The sequence below is a fragment of the Candidatus Poriferisodalis sp. genome, from assembly GCF_965208485.1.
Taxonomy (GTDB): Bacteria; Actinomycetota; Acidimicrobiia; order Acidimicrobiales; family Poriferisodalaceae; genus Poriferisodalis.
The window spans coordinates 2,094,798-2,114,135 of sequence record NZ_OZ242344.1 but is presented as its reverse complement, the minus strand read 5'-3'; the positions used below and the strand labels follow the sequence as shown (position 1 = coordinate 2,114,135).

General features: G+C 66.8%; 21 protein-coding genes and 3 pseudogenes. 15 read left to right on the top strand and 9 right to left on the bottom strand.

Annotation, left to right across the window (positions count from 1 at the left end; translation table 11 throughout):
- Nucleotides 1-61: 61 nt before the first annotated feature.
- The 7 genes from orn (at nucleotide 62) to ACOGXQ_RS09810 (ending at nucleotide 5,556) form a co-directional block, all read left to right on the top strand.
- Nucleotides 62-646 (top strand): oligoribonuclease, encoded by a 585-nt coding sequence (orn, locus tag ACOGXQ_RS09840; protein ID WP_419947215.1) that lies wholly within the window; start codon nucleotides 62-64, stop codon nucleotides 644-646.
- Nucleotides 647-871: 225 nt separating this feature from the next.
- Complete coding sequence (locus ACOGXQ_RS09835; RefSeq protein WP_419947214.1) at nucleotides 872-1,960, top strand: MBL fold metallo-hydrolase; 1,089 nt, start codon at nucleotides 872-874, stop codon at nucleotides 1,958-1,960.
- A 170-nt stretch (nucleotides 1,961-2,130) separates the two neighbouring features.
- The gene (locus tag ACOGXQ_RS09830) at nucleotides 2,131-2,376 is read left to right on the top strand and encodes a hypothetical protein (protein WP_419947213.1); all 246 of its coding nucleotides are present in this window, start codon (nucleotides 2,131-2,133) and stop codon (nucleotides 2,374-2,376) included.
- 130 nt (nucleotides 2,377-2,506) lie between these two features.
- On the top strand, nucleotides 2,507-2,851 hold the full coding sequence (locus ACOGXQ_RS09825; RefSeq protein ID WP_419947212.1) for a WhiB family transcriptional regulator: 345 nt from the start codon (nucleotides 2,507-2,509) through the stop codon (nucleotides 2,849-2,851).
- A gap of 289 nt (nucleotides 2,852-3,140) precedes the next feature.
- Nucleotides 3,141-3,869 (top strand): TlpA family protein disulfide reductase, encoded by a 729-nt coding sequence (locus ACOGXQ_RS09820; protein WP_419947211.1) that lies wholly within the window; start codon nucleotides 3,141-3,143, stop codon nucleotides 3,867-3,869.
- A gap of 55 nt (nucleotides 3,870-3,924) precedes the next feature.
- Nucleotides 3,925-4,851, top strand: coding sequence for a cytochrome c biogenesis CcdA family protein (locus ACOGXQ_RS09815; RefSeq protein WP_419947210.1), 927 nt, complete (start codon nucleotides 3,925-3,927; stop codon nucleotides 4,849-4,851).
- 6 nt (nucleotides 4,852-4,857) lie between these two features.
- The gene (locus ACOGXQ_RS09810) at nucleotides 4,858-5,556 is read left to right on the top strand and encodes a poly-gamma-glutamate hydrolase family protein (protein WP_419947209.1); all 699 of its coding nucleotides are present in this window, start codon (nucleotides 4,858-4,860) and stop codon (nucleotides 5,554-5,556) included.
- A 146-nt stretch (nucleotides 5,557-5,702) separates the two neighbouring features.
- Here ACOGXQ_RS09810 and ACOGXQ_RS09805 read toward each other — a convergent pair.
- Both ACOGXQ_RS09805 and ACOGXQ_RS09800 read right to left on the bottom strand, forming a co-directional pair.
- Nucleotides 5,703-6,023 (bottom strand): annotated as a pseudogene (locus tag ACOGXQ_RS09805) (transposase); the annotation flags it as partial.
- 42 nt (nucleotides 6,024-6,065) lie between these two features.
- Nucleotides 6,066-6,296: a hypothetical protein gene (locus ACOGXQ_RS09800; protein ID WP_419947208.1), complete on the bottom strand. Its 231-nt coding sequence runs from the start codon at nucleotides 6,294-6,296 to the stop codon at nucleotides 6,066-6,068.
- A gap of 214 nt (nucleotides 6,297-6,510) precedes the next feature.
- On the opposite strand from ACOGXQ_RS09800, the gene ACOGXQ_RS09795 reads away from it, so the two are divergent.
- Both ACOGXQ_RS09795 and ACOGXQ_RS09790 read left to right on the top strand, forming a co-directional pair.
- On the top strand, nucleotides 6,511-6,789 hold the full coding sequence (locus ACOGXQ_RS09795) for a helix-turn-helix domain-containing protein (RefSeq protein WP_419947207.1): 279 nt from the start codon (nucleotides 6,511-6,513) through the stop codon (nucleotides 6,787-6,789).
- Nucleotides 6,786-8,078, top strand: a complete 1,293-nt coding sequence (locus ACOGXQ_RS09790; RefSeq protein WP_419947206.1) for a HipA domain-containing protein — start codon at nucleotides 6,786-6,788, stop codon at nucleotides 8,076-8,078. Before ACOGXQ_RS09795 ends, ACOGXQ_RS09790 begins: the two co-directional genes overlap by 4 nt.
- 14 nt (nucleotides 8,079-8,092) lie before the next feature.
- Here ACOGXQ_RS09790 and ACOGXQ_RS09785 read toward each other — a convergent pair whose 3' ends face one another.
- Nucleotides 8,093-8,671, bottom strand: a complete 579-nt coding sequence (locus ACOGXQ_RS09785) for an ISL3 family transposase (RefSeq protein ID WP_419947205.1) — start codon at nucleotides 8,669-8,671, stop codon at nucleotides 8,093-8,095.
- A gap of 1,032 nt (nucleotides 8,672-9,703) precedes the next feature.
- Nucleotides 9,704-10,957 (bottom strand): serine--tRNA ligase, encoded by a 1,254-nt coding sequence (gene serS / locus ACOGXQ_RS09780; protein WP_419947204.1) that lies wholly within the window; start codon nucleotides 10,955-10,957, stop codon nucleotides 9,704-9,706.
- 83 nt (nucleotides 10,958-11,040) lie between these two features.
- Here serS and ACOGXQ_RS09775 point away from each other — a divergent pair, with 83 nt between their 5' ends.
- The 5 genes and pseudogenes from ACOGXQ_RS09775 to ACOGXQ_RS09755 all read left to right on the top strand — a co-directional run.
- On the top strand, nucleotides 11,041-12,795 hold the full coding sequence (locus ACOGXQ_RS09775) for a uracil-xanthine permease family protein (RefSeq protein ID WP_419947203.1): 1,755 nt from the start codon (nucleotides 11,041-11,043) through the stop codon (nucleotides 12,793-12,795).
- 98 nt (nucleotides 12,796-12,893) lie between these two features.
- Nucleotides 12,894-13,286 carry a hypothetical protein gene (locus ACOGXQ_RS09770; RefSeq protein ID WP_419947202.1) on the top strand — a complete coding sequence of 131 codons (393 nt, stop codon included), beginning with the start codon at nucleotides 12,894-12,896 and terminating at the stop codon, nucleotides 13,284-13,286.
- A gap of 68 nt (nucleotides 13,287-13,354) precedes the next feature.
- The gene (locus tag ACOGXQ_RS09765; RefSeq protein ID WP_419947201.1) at nucleotides 13,355-13,582 is read left to right on the top strand and encodes a type II toxin-antitoxin system CcdA family antitoxin; all 228 of its coding nucleotides are present in this window, start codon (nucleotides 13,355-13,357) and stop codon (nucleotides 13,580-13,582) included.
- Nucleotides 13,583-13,616: 34 nt separating this feature from the next.
- Entirely contained in the window at nucleotides 13,617-13,970 is a 354-nt protein-coding gene (locus ACOGXQ_RS09760) for a type II toxin-antitoxin system VapC family toxin (RefSeq protein WP_419947370.1), read from the top strand.
- Between the two features lie 106 nt (nucleotides 13,971-14,076).
- Nucleotides 14,077-14,356: pseudogene (locus tag ACOGXQ_RS09755) on the top strand (nicotinamidase); the annotation flags it as partial.
- A gap of 29 nt (nucleotides 14,357-14,385) precedes the next feature.
- Here ACOGXQ_RS09755 and ACOGXQ_RS09750 read toward each other — a convergent pair.
- Nucleotides 14,386-14,697 carry a chorismate mutase gene (locus tag ACOGXQ_RS09750; RefSeq protein ID WP_419947200.1) on the bottom strand — a complete coding sequence of 104 codons (312 nt, stop codon included), beginning with the start codon at nucleotides 14,695-14,697 and terminating at the stop codon, nucleotides 14,386-14,388.
- 119 nt (nucleotides 14,698-14,816) lie between these two features.
- Here ACOGXQ_RS09750 and ACOGXQ_RS09745 point away from each other — a divergent pair, with 119 nt between their 5' ends.
- On the top strand, nucleotides 14,817-15,263 hold the full coding sequence (locus tag ACOGXQ_RS09745) for a hypothetical protein (RefSeq protein WP_419947199.1): 447 nt from the start codon (nucleotides 14,817-14,819) through the stop codon (nucleotides 15,261-15,263).
- A gap of 124 nt (nucleotides 15,264-15,387) precedes the next feature.
- Here the strand turns inward: ACOGXQ_RS09745 and ACOGXQ_RS09740 are convergent, their stop codons facing one another.
- From ACOGXQ_RS09740 to ACOGXQ_RS09725, 4 genes and pseudogenes are all read right to left on the bottom strand, one after another.
- Nucleotides 15,388-16,317 (bottom strand): DNA adenine methylase, encoded by a 930-nt coding sequence (locus ACOGXQ_RS09740; RefSeq protein WP_419947198.1) that lies wholly within the window; start codon nucleotides 16,315-16,317, stop codon nucleotides 15,388-15,390.
- Nucleotides 16,314-16,721: pseudogene (locus ACOGXQ_RS09735) on the bottom strand (IS1595 family transposase); the annotation flags it as partial. The pseudogene ACOGXQ_RS09735 and the gene ACOGXQ_RS09740, both read right to left, overlap by 4 nt.
- Before the next feature lie 31 nt (nucleotides 16,722-16,752).
- Nucleotides 16,753-16,926 (bottom strand): hypothetical protein, encoded by a 174-nt coding sequence (locus ACOGXQ_RS09730; RefSeq protein WP_419947461.1) that lies wholly within the window; start codon nucleotides 16,924-16,926, stop codon nucleotides 16,753-16,755.
- A 164-nt stretch (nucleotides 16,927-17,090) separates the two neighbouring features.
- On the bottom strand, nucleotides 17,091-19,244 hold the full coding sequence (locus ACOGXQ_RS09725; RefSeq protein ID WP_419947197.1) for a hypothetical protein: 2,154 nt from the start codon (nucleotides 19,242-19,244) through the stop codon (nucleotides 17,091-17,093).
- Nucleotides 19,245-19,338: the final 94 nt, after the last annotated feature.

Here is a 19,338-nt window from a genome sequence, read left to right as displayed (position 1 = left end):
TGTTTCCCGCTCTTGTTCGCTGCCGCTCACGGGCCGCTCGGACCACGGCTTCGCCTCTACCATGGTCGCCGTGCTGATCTGGCTGGACCTCGAGATGACTGGTCTGGATCATCGTCGCCATCGCATCGTGGAGATCGCGACGGTCGTCACAGACGACTCGCTGGAGATCGTCGCCACCGGACCGTCACTGGTCATCGGGGCGACACGGGCAGATCTCGACGCCATGGACGCCGGAGTCCGCCAGATGCACGAAGCCACGGGACTGCTCGACGAGATCGCGGCGTCAACGATCACCGTCGCCGAAGCGCAAGAGCGCACACTGCGGTTCATCACCGAACACGTCCCCGAGCCGGGCACCGTGCCGCTGTGCGGCAATTCCATCGGCATCGACCGTCGCTTCTTGGACCAGTACATGCCGGCGCTCGAGCAGCATTTGCACTACCGCGTCGTCGACGTATCCACCATCAAGGAGCTGGTCAAGCGTTGGCGGCCCGAGGTCGCGCAAGCGTGGACTGACCTCAGCAGATCGCGTGCCGGTTCCACCAAGCATCGAGCACTCGACGACGTGCTCGAGAGCATTGACGAACTCCGCTACTACCGCGATCAAGGCCCATTTGGTGCTGGTGGGATCTCTGCCACGAAATGAACTGCAGACGTCAGCCGTCCGCTGGCTGCCAGAAACCAAGGCTCACTTGAAGCGGTTTCGGGTTACTGCTCAAGCAGGCAAGACACGGCCCACTAGGAGTCCGCTGAGCAAGGGGCGACGCTGGCTCTGCGCATCACCTGACCAGCACCGCTGCCTCGGAGTCCGGCCCGGACGCAGAATCGAACACCCCTTAGAAGTTTCTCGGGGTTCGCTAGCCTGCCTCGCGTGTCACGTCCGACTCGCGAGGAGCAGATGCCGCCCGACGGCAGGATCACCGAGTTCGCGCCGGATGTGCGGCGGCTGCAGCTGCCGATGTCGATGCCGGGTCTCGGGCACGTCAACTGCTACATCTTCGATGACGAGCGCGGCGCCGCACTGGTCGATCCGGGACTGCCCGGTCCGGCCAACTGGAAAGCGCTGATGGCGGGCTTGGCTCAGGCTGAGCTGCCGCCCGAGCGGGTCCACTCCATCATCGTCACCCACAGCCACCCGGATCATTTCGGCGCTGCCGGCCGCTTCCATCGCGAATACGGCGCCGATGTGGTGACCCACCGCCGATTCCGGCTGTGGTGGGACACCGCAGACGAGGACGAGGAGGCGCTGGAACCGGTGTCGTCTGACGGCGAGAACAACGAGCTCGTGGCCGACCCCGTGTACGGCGGGCGCGACACCGGTCCGGGCGGACCCACGCCTTGGGGCGGGCAGCACTACAAGATGCCGTTGCGCGCCAAGCTCGGCTACTGGGCGATGCGCAACGGCTGGGGCAGCCGATGGTTCGCCACTCCGCACCCCACGCATCGCGTCGAGGACGCCGACCGGATCAAGCTGGCCCGGAGGGAATTCGTGGCGGTGCACACCCCCGGCCACACCATTGATCATCTGTGCCTCTTCGACCCCGAAGGCGGCCTGATGATCTGCGGCGACCACGTTCTGCCGACGATCACCCCGCACATCTCAGGCATCACCACCGCACGCGATCCCCTGAAGGATTTCTTCTCGAGCTTGGACCGCGTCGCCGGCTTCGAAGGCGTCACGATGGGTCTGCCGGCTCACGGCCAGCCATTCACCGATTTGAGTGGACGCGTCGAAGACATCAAGCGCCACCACAACGAGCGGCTCGACCTGCTGCGCGAATCGTCTGATCGTCTCGGCCGCGCTCCCGTGCAGGACTACATGAAGCAGCTGTTCAAGGAGCGTTCGTGGGGTCCGATGGCCGAATCGGAAACCTTCGCCCACCTTGAGCATCTGCGCTATATCGGCGAGGTCAGCGTCTCCCGCCGGCCTGACGACGTTCTGGAATACGAGTTCAGCTAGCCAAGCTCACGCCGCATGCGCGCAGGGGGCACCGACGAGTCGGTGCCTCGGCTCGAAAACAACTTGACACGGCCTACCGCGAAGTGGTGCCCTTTTTGGGCGCTGCGGCGTATCGTCGGGTGTCCGCAGCTGAACTACAGCCCCGACCAACAGCTCGATTGGATCCTCGGATGTCCGACTACGGCGCCTACACCACGGCGCGCGCCGTAGTCGGCCGCGTACGGGTGCCTGCGCTCGGTGCCCGTTGCGGTCAGCGGCCCACCATGTGGCGAACCGCGTTCGGCATCGCCACCGGCGTTCCCACCGCGATGGATCCCACGCCGACCGTGTTTCGGCACGCGATGCGCGGTCACGGCACGAACCCGACGACGGCCGTCAAGTGCCACCGCCTGTGGCCTTCGGAGTGTCTGATGTAGTCCTCTGAGACACCAGAACTCTCCGAACGGCCGCCGGGACAACCCGGCGGCCGTTCTGCGTTTGGCCTCGGATCCCGGAGAACCGCTGAGATCCCCATCCCACCCAGTTCATCAACAAAGGAGCAAGCACATGCTGGAACTCGTCATCGACAACACACCGGCCCACACCAGTGAGGCTTGGCGCGCCAAGGGTCGCTGTCGCGACCTCGTGGGCACCTTGACACCGCTGTTCTTCTCAGAGGACTTCTACGAGATCGCCCGGGCCAAGGCCATCTGCTCGTCATGTCCCGTGATGAGCGAGTGCTTCGAGGCCGCAAAGTCACAGCATGAGCCTTGGGGTGTGTGGGGCGGCGAGCTCTTCGAGAACGGACGAGTCTGCAGGGACAAACGTCCCCGCGGCCGACCGCCCACACAGGCCCGGCCGCAGCTGATCGTCGAGGAGGTGCCACTGCCTCCCGACTTAGTTCGCGCCTGAGTCCTCCCCTGCTCAGGCGCGCCCCCGAGCGGACCCGGCCCCCTCAGGCGGGTCCCTCGGCTGGGTCCCCCCGGCAGACCCAGCCGTCAAGGCCTGCACTGTCCCCGCAGGCCTCGCTGAAACGGCCTGCCCCAGCGGACTGAGGCTGCCCGAAACGGGCGGTTGACAGCCTTGGGGCAGGCCGTCAAGCGGTTGCCCATCTGAACAAGCACAGGCCGGGTGACGCCTCTCGGCCTGCTTCCAGTCCTGGAGCTGGCGCCACTGAGACCACAAGTAGCATCACGCCTGCATGGAGGCACCGGCACGGCCACGCTGGCGAGCACAGCTCGAGGGCTGGCGAGGCTGGCTGTTCGCTCTCCTCGGTCTGTACGTGCTTGGCGCTGCTGTGTTCTTGCTCGCGGGCGGCGCGCGTCCCGCGATGACCTCGCTGATGGCCATGGAGGAAGAGGTCGAAGCCGACGAGACCGATGTCACCCAGAACCCAGCGACCACGGCTTCGGCGACGTCGCCGGGTACCGCTGCTGCGCCGGTCTCCGTCTCCGATTCGGAACCTGAACCGTTGTCGGTGTGCAGCGACATCGATCCCGTCTCCCATAGCGTCGACCCCAGCTTGGAGGGCGTGCACGCCTTGGGATTCTTGACGCTTGATGAGGAGCCCGCCTCATTTGCCGGCTACGTGGGCTGCCCGCTCATCGTGAATTTCTTCGCTTCGTGGTGCGTGCCATGCGTGACCGAGATGCCCGACTTCGAGCGCTTCTGGAACGCCCACGGAACGTCGGTCGCGGTGCTGGGTCTCGCGGCCAACGACCGGCTCGAAGACGCCATCGAGACAGTGGAAGAACGGGGCGTGACCTATCCCACCGGCCTCGACGAGGGCGATCTGTTCATCGACTTCGGTGGGCTAGGCATGCCCACGACCGTGTTCGTCTCGCCCGACGGCGACATTCTCGAGACCCACAGCGGCCTGCTTACCCTCGACGACATCACCGACCGGGCAGAGGAGCACTTCGGGCTGTAAGCCCGAAGAACTGACACAGCGGGCTGTAAGCCCGAAGAAAGGGCAACAGCGAGCTATGAACGGGGCACGACTCACCTTCGCCTTCACAGCGGGCATCGTGGCGACCGTCAACCCATGCGGCTTCGCCATGCTGCCCGCCTACCTGTCGTTCTTCTTGGGAATCGACCGCCGGGCGACCGACGACAGCTCACACGCCGGCGTCGGGCGCGCGCTGGCCACCGGCGCTGTCGTCACCACGGGCATCGTCGTGGTGTTCGGCGTCGTCGGCATCGCCTTGTCGGCGGGCCTGAGTGCGCTGCGGGACTACGTCCCCTGGGCGGCCATCGTCATCGGTGCGGGACTCATCGCGCTCGGCATCGCGATTCTCGCCGGGTTCCGCTTGACCGCGTACCTGCCGAAGTTCGAGCGCGGGGCGGGGGGCCGCGATGTGCGCTCGCTGTTCCTGTTCGGCGTCAGCTACGCCATCGCGTCGGTGTCCTGCGGGCTGGCCACGTTCCTTGTCGTGGTCACGGCTTCAGCCGGCGACGACAGCTTCGTCGGCGGCATCGTGTCGTTCGTGCTGTACGCGCTGGGCATGGGCATGGTGCTGACATCGCTGGCGGTCAGCTTGGCGCTGGCTCGTGGCTGGCTGCTGAGCAAGCTACGGGTGCTCATGCGCTACACCGACACCATCGCAGCGGTGCTCATGATCGCCGCCGGTGCGTTCACCATCTGGTACTGGTTCATCGATCTGACCGATCGCGGTGGCGACGGGCTGGTCGTGACCGTGGAACGCTGGAGCAGCAACCTGAGCAATTGGGTGGCCTCGGTCGGCGGCGTGCGGCTCGGGCTCATCATGAGCATCGTGCTTGCCATCGGTCTCATGGCGATGCTGGCGACGGGCCGCCGCAGCGATACGGCTCCAGCGGGCGACGACGGCGAACCGCCAAAGCCGGACCCAGCTGCAGAACGTGCAGGCAGTGCCGCAGAGATGCTGAACTGAACCCTTGTGGCACTGCACCTGAAGGACCGCACGCTGCTCGACGCTGAGCGGCCCTTCGCCGAACTGCTCGGGCGACCCGGAGTGAGCGAGGTGCTGCAGCTGCGTTCGTGTTTCGGGTTCATGGCGTTTCACGGCGGCTGGCTCGAAGAGGTGACCGACGACATCGCCATGACCGCCGCCGAGCGCAGCGGCGCCTCGGTGTATGCCTGCCTGCAGGGTCCCGACGATCAGTGGCATCTGCCCAGTCACTGCTTCGATCCAGCCGACTCGCCGGTCTTGCGCCAATTCCTCGATCACGTCGATGTCGTGGTGGCGGTGCACGGCTTCGGCAGCCCCCGGCTGCTGCGGGCGGTGCTGCTGGGCGGTCGCAACCGGACGCTCGCAGCCCATGTCGCGGTGCACCTGATCGGACGGCTGCCGCACTACGAGATCCTCCACCGTCTCGACGACATCCCCAAGTCACTGGCTGGCCAGCACCCGCGCAACCCGTGCAACCTGCCTCGCAGCGGCGGCGTCCAGATCGAGCTGCCGCCGCGCATCCGCGGCAAGAGCCCGATGTGGACAGGATTCCGCGGTCCCGGACGCGTGCCCCATCACGAGGCGCTCATCGAGGGCCTCGCCGCGGCAGCTCGAGCCTGGCCGCGGGCAACTGCCGCAGCCAGCGACGATCGTGCGCCGGAGCCCGCGACGTCGGCAGCGGATTGAAGCCTCGCCGCAGGCGACGTTGAGATGAGGCTGCGGATCGCTGCGACGGTCGCCATTGCGGGCGTTGCCGGTGTGGCTGTGGGGCGTGTGGGGGCTGGCCCGCCGGGGCGGGTGGGCGCCGGTTCGGGGTGCGGGGGGATGTTGTGTCAGTGGGGGTGGGCGATGGCGAGCAGCGCTTTGGCGCCTGGGTGCTGTTGGGGCAGCCGCAAAAGGACGCGTCGTGCGCTGCGGCACACCGCAGCGGGCAGGTGCCAGAGTTGCCGGCGGAGCCGTTTGGGCGCTGCGCGTCGCAGCGGGCAGGTGAGGCAGGTGTTTTGGAACCAGCCCACGAGCATCGAGCTGAGGGCGCGCAGGGCGGCCCGTGTGCTGTTGGCGTGCCAGTCGGCGAAGGGCACGCGCGCTAGGCCGCTGTGGTTGAGGCGTGCGATGGCGTCCTCGGTGTCGGCGTGTTTGCGCATCAGGCGGCCGAGCCGGGTCGGGTGGCCGGCTTGGTCGGCGAGGAATCCCCATCAGCGGAAGTTCTCGCTCGCGAACAGGCTGCGCTGCGCGCCGGGGTGGCGGGGCTCTCGGCGCACCACCAGCCGCGTGCGGGGCGGCCAGCCTGAGAGGTCGGCGAGGTCCGCGACCTGAGCGCGGCCGCGGCGCTGCTTTGGGCGGTCGGGGACGTCGTGGCACAGGCTCGGCTCCCCCAGTGCGCTGCGGACCGCCGCTGTGACGGCCAGCGAGGAGCGCGCCGACACGGCATAGCCGATGTTGCGCCCGGCCAGCTCGCCGACGAGGGTCGGCAGTGAACCTCAGCGGCTATTGGGCGCCTCAGCTTTCGGCCGATACTGGTTGGCGGGATAGTGTGACCCGATTGGGGCAAGCCGAGTGCTGATCGTACAGCAGGGCTGAACGCTGCATAACCGTTCAGACATATTGCGAAATAAGTACGAACGGTGGTATATTGTCGCCATGGACTCGAACGCCGTCTCGGTGCCCAACCCGTTTGACCTCGGGCGGGCCATCCGCGGTCATCGCAAGGCCAGGGACATGACCCAAGCGCAGCTGGCTGATGCCGCTGGCGTGTCCGCGAAGTGGCTCTCCGAGGTCGAGAACGGCAAGGCGACTGCGGAGGTCGGCAAGATCATGGGAGTCTTGGGCTGTCTGGGCCACACCTTGAGCGTCGCGCCCCGCAGAGGGCCGCTCTTGGATCTCGGGGCACACATCGACTCGTTCGCCCAAGACCCATGAGCAGCACGTTGTGCGTCGTGCTCAATGGCGCTCACGCTGCGAATGTCGAGTTCCGAGGCAGGCAAGCCGCTCTCGAGTACAGGCGTGAGTACATCCGGCAGTCGGCGACGCCGCTGTCGGCAAGATTCCCTCTCAGCAACCCAATGGTGCGAGGCGAGGAAGTGCGCAGGTGGCTGCTGAACCTTCTTCCCGACGACGACAACGTGCTGACCTACTTGCGGTCCGAGTACAAGATGTCTGGGCGCGATCCGCTGAGACTGCTGGAGACCCCCATGGGGGCGGACTGCGCTGGCGCAGTGCAGTTCTGCCTGCCTGATCGGCTGGGCGACCTGTTGAGCAGACAAGGTGGCTCGACGCCGATCACCGACTCGGAGATTGCGGCGTGGCTCGGCGCTTATCCCGTTCTGCCGCCAGTCATGGACACGACCGGATCTGCGTTTCCGGTCACCTTCAGTCTTGCCGGCATGCAGCCGAAGATCGCTTTGAGGCGCGCCCGAAATGGATCCTGGGAGCGCACATGGGGCAGCCTGCCCACCACTCACATCATCAAGGCAGCACGCTCTGACTATCCGGACGAATGTGTGTTTGAACACCTGACGATGAGCACAGCCAGGCGACTTGGCATTCCGGCAGCGAGAACGGAGGTCGCGGACTTCGGCGGCAGGCAAGCGATCATCGTCGAGCGATTTGACCGCTCAAGCAACGGCATGGGTCGCATTCATCAAGAGGACTCATGTCAAGCTCTCGGCAAGTCCCAGTCCGAGAAGTACGAGAACCTCGGCGGACCCGGAGTAGCTGACCTGCGGCGCATAGCCCAGAGCGGCGGTCCGGCGACGTCGGGCAATGTGGACCGCTTGCGCGACATGCTTCTCTACCGCTGGCTCGTCGTTGACAGCGACGCTCATGCCAAGAACTACAGCTGGATGTTCGACGACGCCGGAAGCGTGCATCTCGCGCCGCTCTACGACTCGTGTAGCTGGCTGCCGTTCAGACGCGGCATGAGAACCGGCGACGTGCCGATGGCCATGAGCATGGGGACTGGCACAAGAGTCAGCGACTGCGACAGACCCGAAGGGCTGGCTGGGCTCGCTGCCAAGCTCGGGCGACCACGATCAGAGATCTGCGAACGCGCAGCCGAACTCGCAGACGCGCTGCCGTCAGCCCTCAAGGACGCCGCCGCTGCCCTTCCGGCCGTCGAGTGCGACCGGGGCAGCGTTGAGGAACACATCGCCGAAATCGACATCCGCGCGAGCACCTGCGAGCAGATCGCCGCGGAGACACCGGAATAGCTGCTCTTCGCGTTTTAGCGTGGGGTGAGGTTGTCGAGGAGGGTCCAGTTTGGTTTGCCGGCGTAGAGCAGGACGCGTGTTCGGTAGTGGTCGAAGTTGGCGGTCCTGAATGACACGCGCTTGATGAGCTTGGCGAGGTTGTTGTCGGTCTCGGTGGGTCCGTTGGTGATGCGGGACCGGTGCCAGTTCGTGATCTGGGTCCGCCAAGTGTGCGGGGTGCGGCCGAGCTTGTTCAGCTCCGGGCTGAACGTTTCGTCGCGCGGGTCGCGTGAGAGCTCGTTGAGGGCTTCGAGCGCGAGGTCGCGGTCGCCGATGCGGTAGATGCCGCGCAGGGTTTCCTTGGCGTGCCAGGCGTCGCGCGCCTCGCCGCGTGGGTCGCCGGCTGCGAGCAGGCCGCGCAGCTTGGTGCGGCCTCGGTCGCTGATGCGCTCGGCGGCTCGCAGCATCAGCCGTCTGGTGCGGTAGAGGTGGTCGCCTTTGGTGCCTCTGCCGCCGGTGGTGTGGTTCTGGACGCGTCGTCGCATGTCGTCGATGGCGCTGTTGGCGAGCCGCGCGACGCGGAACGGGTCCGCGATCTGGGTGGCGTGCGGCATCGTGTCGCCGAGCGCCTTGCGGTAGGGGCCCGACAGGCCCCGTGACCGCCCAGCGGATGCGTTTTCGCCACAGCGGCGTGCGCCCGCCGATCCAGCCCTTGGCGCCGGCGGCGCTGCGACCGGCGACGATGTCCAGCAGGACGCCTCTGCGCACGCCGACGATGGTGGCGCCCCAGTGCTTTCGGCGGTACGGGCCGCGGCGGGGCATCAGGATCTCGTCGAGGCCCAGCGCTCTCACGCCGCCGGTGCGGCCAGGGCCGGCGCCAAGCAGCGCCGGGCCCCACCGGTGCACTGCTGAGGTGGCCGTGTGCCAGCCCGTGCCCAGCTCGGCTGCGGTCTCGGTGATCGCCCGACCCAGGCCCGCCCGGCGTGTCGCCCACCGCGCCGCACGGGATGCCATGCGCCCTGGGCAGCGCAACAGCAGGGTCCTGGTCGGTGAACGCGCGCACCGCACACGACCCGCCCGGGCACAGCCGGCGGCGCTTGTTCCGCACCAGCCGCGCCGGGCGCCCGAACGCCGGCAGATCCGCCAGGCCCACCTTGCCGGCGCCGTGACGACGCACCGGCCCGCCGCAGCCCCCACAGCACGGACAACCCGACAGCTCGATCCCGATCCGCCCGCCGCGCCGCTCAACAACGCCGCTCACCGCCACACCCGTCCCCAGCCCGACGACCAACAACAACGCACGCGCAAGGTCAACAACCACAGGGACCCTCCCGAATCAGGACAACAACACGCCTCCGATTCTGGGGGATCCCTCCCTACACAACCAGACCCTCAACCGGCCCACTCCACGCGCAAACGCGAAGAGCCAGCAAACACACCGTATGGCTGGACGGTCGCTTGCGGTTCGATCGCGTTGTCGCTGATGGGTGCCTGGTGGATCGGGTCGCGATCGACGATGTGGTTCGCTTACGGCTCGCTGCCGCTGCATTGGCTCGTCTGGCACTGGTTGTTGGTTCCGACGGACCCGCTGTGCATCTGATACCTGCCTCTCCAGGTTGACGCCGCTGGCAGTCGCTTGAAATCGGTTACGCCGGGGCGGGGATCTCGGTGAAGTTGAGCCAGGGATAAAGCACTTCTGGCACGCCGATGGAGCCGTCGGGGCGCTGGTGGTTTTCCATGATAAACACGAGCGTGCGGCCGACGGCGCATGCCGTGCCGTTCAGGGTGTGGACCAGCCCGTGACCGTCGTCGTCGAACCAGCGTGTGCCGAGACGTCGGGCCGAGTAGTCGGTGTAGTTCGAACACGAGGTGACCTCGCGGTAGGCCCGCTCCGACGGCAGCCAGACCTCAAGGTCGTACTTCTTGGCCGCCGCGGCACCCAGGTCACCCGCCGCCACGTTGATGACGCGATAGGGCAGGTCGAGCGAGCCGACAATCTCCTCCTGGATGGCCCGCAGGGAGTCCAACTCGTCCCAGCTCGTGTCCGAGTCGCAGAACGAGAACATCTCGACCTTGTCGAACTGGTGCACCCGGAAGATGCCGCGGGTGTCCTTGCCGTGGGTGCCTGCCTCGCGCCGGAAGCACGACGAGAATCCCGCGTAGCGCAGCGGCAGCGCGGCCCGCGCCAAGCGCTCGCCCCGGTGCAGGCCGGCCAGCGCCACCTCGGACGTGCCGATCAGAAACAGGTCGTCGCCGTCGATCTCGTACACTTGGTGACGGTCGGCAGGGAAGAACCCGGCCTCGACCATCATTTCCTCGCGAACCAGCACCGGGGGCAGGACCGGCAGGAAGCCGTGGCGCTCCAGCACGTCCATGGTCCACTGCACCAGTGCGAACTCCAAGCGCACGGCAGCGCCCTTGAGGTAGGCGAATCGCGTGCCGCTGTTGCGAGCCCCGCTGTGGGAGTCGACCAGACCGGTCAGTGCTCCGATCTCGGCATGGTCGTGGGCGGGCGGGTCGCCTCGCTCTCCCACCTCGCGCACGGTCTCGAAGTGCTCCTCGCCGCCGGAGGGCACATCGGCCGCGGCTGGGTTCGGCACCTGCAGCGCCAGGTCGGTGCGGCGCTCGGCGGCAGCGCGCTCGGCGGCCTCGAGTCGTTCCACGGCTTCCTTGCGGCGAGCAGCCTCGGCGATCTTGGCTGGACGGTCCTCGGGAGCGGTGCGCCCGATCTCACGCGACGCAGCGTTCTGCGCAGCACGGGCTTCCTCGGCTTGGTGCGTGATCGAACGCCATGCGACATCGGCCGCGAGCACCTCGTCGATGAGCTCGGCCGGTGCTCCCTTGCGGGCAGCCCCGTCTCGGTACGCAGCGTCGTCTCGAAGCCGACGGAGATCGATCACGCCGGGTGAAGCTACCGGCGTCTCGCGTCGGCGGCGGGCGAGCAGTGCTTGTGTGTGTGCTCAGTATTTGCGAGCATCGCCAGATGTCAGATCACGCGTTGGCCGCAAACCGACAAATCCGCTTCGAAGCCTCCGACAAGCCCCCGTTGCCGCTCACGGCGGGGCTGGGCCTGCAATTCGCCATCCTCGCCATCGCCGGCATTGTGCTGACACCTGCCATCGTCATCCGGGCCGCCGATGGCACGGATGAGTACCTGACGTGGGCAGTGTTCGCGGCCGCAGCGATCAGCGGCATCAGCACGATTCTCCAAGCGGTCCGGTTCGGCCGGATCGGCGCCGGCTACGTGCTGCTGATGGGCACCTCTGGCGCGTTCATCGCGGTCTGCGTCACGGCGCTCGCGGACGGCGGGCCGGGCCTGCTGGCCACCCTGGTCGTGGCCTCGTCGCTGTTTCAATACCTGCTCGCAGCAAAGCTCGCGCTCTTCCGGCGACTCATCACCCCGACGGTGGCAGGCACCGTGGTGATGCTGATCGCCGTCACCGTGATGCCGCTCGTCTTCGACATGGTGACCGCCTCGCCTGAAGGCACCGCCGCGGCGAGTGCGCCGGTCAGCGCGCTCGTCGCGATGGGCGTCATCGTGGTGATCGCACTGAAGGCCCGCGGGAGCCTGCGCTTATGGGCGCCGGTGATCGGCATCGTGACCGGATCGATCGTCGCGGCAGTCTTCGGTCTGTACGACTTCGATCGGGTCACCGAAGCGAGTTGGATCGGAATTCCCGACAGCGGCTGGCCCGGCTTCGACTTCTCGTTCGGCGCCGACTTCTGGAGCCTGCTCCCCGCGTTCGTGTTCGTTACGCTGATCGGCGCCGTCGAGACCATCGGTGACGCGGTGGCCATCCAGCGGGTGTCGTGGCGCCAGCAGAGGGCGGTCGACTACCGGGCCGTGCAGGGCGCCGTTGCAGCCGACGGCACCGGCAATCTGCTGTCGGGACTGGTCGGCACCGTGCCGAACACGACCTACTCCACCAGCATCTCCATCACCGAGCTGACCGGCGTGGCGGCACGCCGTGTGGGCGTCGCCATCGGTGTCTCGTTCATCGTGATGGCCTTCGTGCCCAAGCTGCTGGCGCTGGTGCTGGCGATCCCCGATGCCGTGGTTGCGGCCTACGTGACCATCCTGCTCGCACTGCTGTTCGTGGTGGGGATGAAGATCGTGGTGGCTGACGCCACGGACTACCGCCGGGGACTGATCGCAGGGTTCTCGTTCTGGATCGGCGTCGGCTTCCAGAACAACCAGATCTTCCCTGAGTACCTGGCAGGCTTTGCCGGCGGTTTCCTCGAGAACGGCATGACCGCCGGAGGGCTGACAGCAATTGTCCTGACGCTGTTCGATGAGGTGACCCGGACCCGTCCCCGGCGGTTGCGTTGCGAACTGGCGACCTCGTCATTGCCGCAGATTCGGTTGTTCTTGGGCCGCTTCGCCGACCGCAACGGCTGGAGCCGGGCGATGTCGGACCGTCTCGACGCAGTCGCCGAGGAGTCGCTGCTGACGCTGACCGACGCCGAAGAACCCCCCGACGGCGGTGAGCCTCGCACCCTTCGGCTGACTGCGAACAAGCAGGACGGCCGTGCGGTACTCGAGTTCGTGGCCGCGGCAAGCGGGGAGAACATCGAGGACCGGCTCGCTGTGCTGGACTCGCAGAGGATCGAGCGGCCCGCCGAACGGGACCTGTCCCTGCGAGTGCTCTCCCACCACGCCGCATCGGTGCACCATCAGCAATATCACGAGGTGGACATCGTGACCGTCCACGTCGACGTGCCCGACCCAAGAGGCTGAGTCCCGGGTCCGAGCGGCTCGTGGGTTCGTAATCGAGCAGACGCGGATCGTTCCGCGGGGCGCAAGTCTGCTCGGGTCGAACTCGTCGATTCCCGCCGATGTCTTCCCGGCGCCAGATCGAATGGCTCGAGCGTTGCCGCGAACAGGGCGTGCCGGTCTACGGCCAAGGCGTCACCAGCGATGCCGGTTTCACCTTCACGCTCGAGGACTGGAACCTCTACGACGACTCTGAGGCCTGGATGGAGGCCTGGATGGAGGCCTGCATGGGCTCCAAGGAGGAGCGTCTGGCGAAGATGTCGGACCCGAGCAGGCGCCAGGCCCTCAAGGACACGCTTCCACGCACCGCCACCGCCGGGGTCGTGGTCTACGACCCCGACAACCTCACCGTCGGACCCCATGAAACAGCGCACGACCTGCCCGCAAGAAAACCGCGACACACCACTGGCCGTCATCGCGAGAGCGACGGCGAAAACCGTTTGCCAGCCGGCTGACGATGAATCCATGATGGCGGCGCGCCGCGTCGGCTCATCGTCAAGATTCGAGTGTGTACTCTATGCGCATGGCACGCGTGAACGTATACTTGCCGGACGATCTTGCTGAGAAGGCGCGTGCGGCCGACCTGAACGTGTCCGGGCTGACGCAAGCCGCCATCCAGCACGAACTCGACAGATGTGCTCTCAACCAGTGGCTCGACGAGGTGGCGGCTCTGCCGCCAACCGGCATTGACGACGAGACGGCTCAAGCAGTCATCAGTGCGGTAAGGGACGAATTCGAGTTCGGTGAATGAGCCGCTGATCGTGGATGCGTCTGCAGTCGTTGACATGCTTATGGACGCTCCGGCAGCCAGCGCGATCCGATCTCGCCTGAGGCACAACGAGTTGCACGCGCCAGCTCACCTCGATGCCGAAGTCCTGTCGGCCATCGGTCGGCATCATCGCGCCGACCTTCTCAGCGCCGAGGAAGCCTCATTACGGCTAGGACTTCTGCAACGAATGCCCATCCAGCGCCATCACTTGCCCGCGCTGCTCCCCGACGCGTGGGGCTATCGCCACAATCTGCGGCTTGCCGACGCCCTCTACGCCGCTCTGGCAGACCGACTCGGGATTCCCATACTGTCCACTGATCGAAGACTCGTTGCCGCAGTTCCCCAAGCGGAAGAGCCAAGTTCTCTTTAGCCCGCGGCTTGAGGACATCAGGTCCGCCGGGCCGGCGGTAGATTTGGCCTCAGCGCGCTTCGGGAGCCGCGCCCAGCGGCACGAGCCGCGGCGCAGGAGGCCAGATATGGCTGAGAACCCTGAACAGAGCCCCCACAACCGCACACCCCTGCTCGTCGTGGACGTGCAGCCCACCTTCTGCGAGGGCGGCGCCCTGCCCGTGGAAGGCGGGAACGCCGTCGCCGCGCAGGTAGCAGAACTGCTGGCGGGCGAGCACGGCTACGACATGGTGGTGACCACCCAGGATTGGCACATCGACCCCCGGCGACCACTTCAGCGACGAGCCCGACTTCGTCGACATCTGGCCGCCTCACGGCGTGGCCGGCACGGCGGAGGCCGAGCTGAATCATCGCAATGGGCGGTCTGCGCATCGGAGCTACTCGCTGCCGGAGCGGGAGCGCTGCCGCCCCGACTTCGCGATGTTCCGGTGATTCATGATGACCTCGTCCATCACCAAGTGGATGAACCTCTCGCAGAAGTCAGAGTCGAGCCCCTCAGAGCGCGCTAGCTCGCGCAGCGAGTCGAGCTGTTGATGCTGTCGAACCAAGTCCACCGGCGGCAGGCTCTTCTCAGCCTTGTACCACCCGATCTCCAAGGTGATGCGGAACCTCTCAGCCAACAGACGCACGAGGTCTGCGTCGACCTCGTCAATGCGGCGACGGTATGCAGCTAGCTGATCGTCGGACATGGACCCTGTTTCTAGCCAATCGAGTGGCCACAAACACCCGAGGGTCACCCGGCAGGCACTCTTGCACCCCTGTGCGAGCGCGAACAAGCCTCAGCGCACCTTGGCTACGGTTTGCGGCCGTGAGCCAGTCGGCGGCGAACCATGGCCTGCGCGGCCGGACGGCGGTTGCCGGTGTCGGCGAGACCGCCTATTACAAGCGCGGCCAGTCTCGTGACCCGGAGTTCGTTCTTGTGCTGAAGGCGATCTTGGCGGCGTGCGAGGACGGCGGGATCAGCCCGCGGGAGATCGACGGCTTCTGCTCGTACAGCAACGACCGCAACACGCCTGCCCGGCTGGCCAATGCTCTCGGCCTCGAAGAGCTCAGGTATTCGAACATGCAGTGGGGCGGCGGGGGCGGCGGCGCAGCGGCGGTCGTGCAGAACGCCTCCAGTGCCGTTCACGCGGGCTCGGCCGATGTGGTGGTTGCCTACCGGGGTCTGGCCCAGGCCAGTTCGGCCGTTTCGGCCAGGGCGGGCGCCGTCCGGCCGTGCGCGGCGAGTTCGCTTACACGCTTCCCTATGGCGTGATGAGCCCGGCCCAGATGTACGCCATGCGCACCACCCGGCTGATGTGGGAGCACGGCATCGACCGGTCGACGATGCGGGCGGTGGCGCAGGTCGTGGCCGTACCACTCCGCTATCCCGTAGCGGCTCACGCGAACAGGCGGTCCCGTGTGATGACCAGCTCAGGAACGCGGGTGTTGTGCCCGTTGCGCATCTCGACGGTGACCGCGTGGAAACGGTGCTCTGCGACAAGCTCGGTGATCTCGTCGCAGCAGTCGTAGGTCATCACGAAGTCGGTGCCCGCATCGGCCAGCGTCTCGAAGATGCGCCGGTGATCCACCGCGTTGTGCGCGTACAGGCGGCTGCCTGCCCGCTTGCCGCCCGCGGTGTAGGGGGCGTCAACGAACATGCGCACCCCGTCGATGTCGGCTGTCATCTCCAACACTGCCGCGCCGTCGCCTTCGCAGAACGTGAGACGGTCGGCGTGCTCGGTGATCGCAGCGAGCCGACCGGCGAGCGTGTCGGGATACCAGCGCGAGCCGATGCCGTTGCCGTTCTCGCCCGAACGGGTCAGCGACGCGCCCGGCGCGAGCACCCCGCCGCGTCGGGTGCGGTTCAGCACCAGCGTGCGGAACCCGTGGGCCACTACATCGCCGGGGCAGCGCTGCTCCAGTTCGGTGACGCTCTCGCGGGTCACGTCGAAGGTGAGCACCAGTTCCGCGAGATCGTCGCCGTGCATCAGCGCTGCCCGCCAGAACGCTGCCACGTCGCGGTCTAGGTCCACCATCAGCGCACGCTCGGCAAGCCCTTCCATCACCGCTGTCAGCGACACGATGCCGCCACCGGCGAACGGCTCCACGAGCACCCCGCACGGCTCAGCGAGCCAATGGCGAATGTGGGGCACCAGCCACGTCTTGCCGCCCGGATAGCGCAGCGGCGACCGTTGCGGCACCGAGGCAACATTCACCGCGGGAATGTCCGACACCGATATGGCGGGAGCCGGTCGGCTGCCGAGCAGCCCTGCGGCTATTTGCTCGGGCGGGGTGTCGATCACGGGCAGCGTGACCTCTCGCTTCATGCGGACTCCTCTCGCTGCCACGACTCGCCGTCGGGGATCGCCAGCGTCCGCAACGGAACCGGGCCGACGAGACCGGCGTAGGTGAGCGGCTTGCCTGACATGCGGGCGACAGTCTCGCCCATCATCGTCGCCGTGTCCTGCGGACGCAGGTTGTGACGCGTCGCGAACTCGGCCACGTAGCGCTGCAAGTGCTTCGGGGAGATGTGATGGAACGTGCCGTGATAGCCGCGCTTGAGCAGAGCCCAGAAGCTCTCGATGCCGTTCGTGTGTGCCATGCCGGAGACGTACTCGCTCACAGAATGCCGCACCGTCTCGTGCGGGTGCGGGATGCCCAGGTAGCCCTTGTGGTCATCGGTATAGACCGTCGCGCCCTGCGCCGCGGCGGAAGCCGCGAAGCCGCGAAGCCGTGCAGCGTTGCTCGGTCGGTGCCTGAGATCACCCGAGCCGACACGTTGCCCGTCGCCCGATCCTTCGCCCCCGCTGCAGCGGTCTTGTCCACCCCACCCCTGCCGGGATGCGCCGCTCACGGTCCACGGCGTGCATGTTCTTGGCCTTCCCGCCGACGTAGGTCTCGTCCACTTCGACGGGTCCGGCCATGTCGCCGCCCATGTCCGACCACGCTTCGCGGAGCCGCTGGGCGAGGAAGCACGCCGACTTCTGAGTGATGTTCAGGTCACGGTGCAGCTTTAAGCTGCTGACGCCTTTCAGCGAGTCAGCTACATAATCCCCTATTCATTCATCACTTGGATGATTTTCCCCAGAGGCTGCGGAAGCTACAAGCGACCGCTGGTGATGAGGCGGCGGCGGTGCTCCAAGAAGTCGACCAGCACGTAGTCGCCCAGATTGTGCGAGCTGGTGAAGAATGCCCGCCCCCCGTTCATCTCCGTCATTTTCTCCACGAACGCCCGCAGATAGCTGTTGGGGTCCAGCATGAACACGTTGATGCGGATGTCCTCACGGGTCGCCCGCGCCACCTCGAGCAGCGTGGCCTCGATGGTCTCGCGCACCGGCGGGTAGGCGAAGAACGGCCGCCCGTCACGCCCGAGGTGTGCGGTCGGCTCACCGTCGGTGATCATGATGATCTGCTTCGAGCCCGACTGGCGAGACAGCAGGCGCCGGGCGATCATGAAGCCGTGCTGCATGTTGGTGCCGTAGGCGAAGTCCCACGAAACCTCGGGAAGCTGCGCAGCGGTCAGCTCGGAGGCTGACTCGGCGAAGCCCACGATGCCCAGGTAGTCGCGCGGGAACTGCGCCGAGATCAGCGAGTGCAGCGCCATCGTGACCTTCTTGGCCGGCAGGAAGTTGTCACGCATCGGCATCGATAGCGACAGGTCCAGCATCAGCACCGTCGATGCGCGCGACAGCAGCTCGGAATGCTCGATCTCGAAGTCGTCGGGAGTGAGCCGCACCGGCGTGCCGGTCCCCTGCCGGGCCACCGCGTTGCGCACGGTGCGCTCGATGTTCAGGTTGAACGTGTCGCCGAACTCGTAGAGCTTGGTCTCGTAGGCGAACTCGTTGCCGATGCCCGACTTGCGCACCTGGTGGCTGCCGACCTTGTCGTCCATCAGCCGGGTGAACAGGTCGCCGAGCGCGTTCTGCCCGATGCGCCGCAACGCCCGCGGCGTCAGCTCCAGGCGGCCCTCGGTGTGCTGCGCGAGGCCTGATTCCTCGAGCATGCGGGCCATCTCGCTGAGCCGGTCCAATGCCTCGGCGGACTGGTTGCCCAGCAGCTCGCGCACCCGCTCGGGATCCACCTCGGCCAGCGCAGACGGGCTGACTGCGCCCTGCAGCATCTCCGACAGCGCGTCGAGGTCGCCGAGTTGGGCCAGCACATCGGCCGCCTGGGACATCGACAGCGGATCGTCCCCGCCGAAGGAGTAGTTGCGATCCCAGCCCATGTCGGGGAACGCCTCCTGGAGGTTCTGGGCGAGCTGCTGGGCCTGCCACTGCAGGTCCATGTCGTCCATGAGCTGCGCCGCGAGTTCGGCGAGCTGCTGGCGCTGGGCGGGCGTCATCGAGTTCAGCATCGACGCCATGGCCGCCATCCGCTTGGCCATGATCTCGAGCAGCTCGTCGAGCGTCTGGGGGTTCTCGGGGAAGAAATCGCCGTAGCGCTTCATGAAGCCCTCAAAATCGGGCTCCTCGCCGCGGGCACGCTGTTCGAGCATCTGGTTGAGCTCGGCCATCATGTCCTTGGTGCGGGCCAGGTCCTCGGGCGACATATTGCCCATGGCTCCGGTCATCTGGTCGAAGTAGCTCTGCGCGACCTCTTGGCGCAGGCGCTCGACCAGCTCGTTGAACTGCTCGCGGGCTTCGGGTGAGACGAAGTCGTAGCTCTGCAGACCCCGCATCTTCCCGGCCAGGTCGGGGGGCAGCATGTCGAGTTGCAGGTTGCGCTCGGCGGCGCTGGTCTGGGCGATCTCGTTGCGCCGCTCGTCACCGCTGTCGGCGGCGTCCTGCGCGAACTCCTCCAGCGCTTCCCGCTCGGTGTCGGTGATCTCGTCGAGCTCCCGGGCGATGTCGTCGTACACGCCGCCGAGGTCGAATTGCTCCAGCATCTCCTTGCGGCGATCCCGCAGGCGCTCGATCATCTCGCGCAGACCTTCGAGCCGGTTGCCGTCGGCGTCGGTGAAGCCCCGCTGCATGAGGCGGCGCAGGGCTGCGTTGAGGTCGCCGTGATAGAGCAGATCGTCGGTCATCTCGGCGAACAAGCTGTCCGCGTCGAAGTCGAATCCGGTCTGGGTGCCGTCCCACGCCGAGTAGCGGAACCGGGCACCCTCACGGCGGGCTCGACGCCAGCGAATCACTGTGCCGGCTCCGTCCGGCGAAACTGCTGCGAGCGTCTCGGGAATCGAGTGCTTCGCCACTGTGCCGGCTCCGTCCGGCGAAACTGCTGCGAGCGTCTCGGGAATCGAGTGCTTCGCCACTGTGCCGGCTCCGTCCGGCGAAACTGCTGCGAGCGTCCCGGGAATCGAGTGCTTCGCCGCATGGTGCTCACTCTGTCACGGCGGCGGCGGCGCC

Coding starts and splice junctions, on each gene's coding strand:
- orn (WP_419947215.1), top strand. CDS start 62: ATGGTCGCCGTGCTGATCTGGCTGGACCTCGAGATGACTGGTCTGGAT.
- ACOGXQ_RS09830 (WP_419947213.1), top strand. CDS start 2,131: ATGTCCGACTACGGCGCCTACACCACGGCGCGCGCCGTAGTCGGCCGC.
- ACOGXQ_RS09825 (WP_419947212.1), top strand. CDS start 2,507: ATGCTGGAACTCGTCATCGACAACACACCGGCCCACACCAGTGAGGCT.
- ACOGXQ_RS09820 (WP_419947211.1), top strand. CDS start 3,141: ATGGAGGCACCGGCACGGCCACGCTGGCGAGCACAGCTCGAGGGCTGG.
- ACOGXQ_RS09815 (WP_419947210.1), top strand. CDS start 3,925: ATGAACGGGGCACGACTCACCTTCGCCTTCACAGCGGGCATCGTGGCG.
- ACOGXQ_RS09795 (WP_419947207.1), top strand. CDS start 6,511: ATGGACTCGAACGCCGTCTCGGTGCCCAACCCGTTTGACCTCGGGCGG.
- ACOGXQ_RS09790 (WP_419947206.1), top strand. CDS start 6,786: ATGAGCAGCACGTTGTGCGTCGTGCTCAATGGCGCTCACGCTGCGAAT.
- ACOGXQ_RS09785 (WP_419947205.1), bottom strand. CDS start 8,671: ATGCCGCACGCCACCCAGATCGCGGACCCGTTCCGCGTCGCGCGGCTC.
- ACOGXQ_RS09775 (WP_419947203.1), top strand. CDS start 11,041: ATGTCAGATCACGCGTTGGCCGCAAACCGACAAATCCGCTTCGAAGCC.
- ACOGXQ_RS09770 (WP_419947202.1), top strand. CDS start 12,894: ATGTCTTCCCGGCGCCAGATCGAATGGCTCGAGCGTTGCCGCGAACAG.
- ACOGXQ_RS09765 (WP_419947201.1), top strand. CDS start 13,355: ATGGCACGCGTGAACGTATACTTGCCGGACGATCTTGCTGAGAAGGCG.
- ACOGXQ_RS09760 (WP_419947370.1), top strand. CDS start 13,617: ATGCTTATGGACGCTCCGGCAGCCAGCGCGATCCGATCTCGCCTGAGG.
- ACOGXQ_RS09750 (WP_419947200.1), bottom strand. CDS start 14,697: ATGTCCGACGATCAGCTAGCTGCATACCGTCGCCGCATTGACGAGGTC.
- ACOGXQ_RS09740 (WP_419947198.1), bottom strand. CDS start 16,317: ATGAAGCGAGAGGTCACGCTGCCCGTGATCGACACCCCGCCCGAGCAA.
- ACOGXQ_RS09730 (WP_419947461.1), bottom strand. CDS start 16,926: ATGGGCGGCGACATGGCCGGACCCGTCGAAGTGGACGAGACCTACGTC.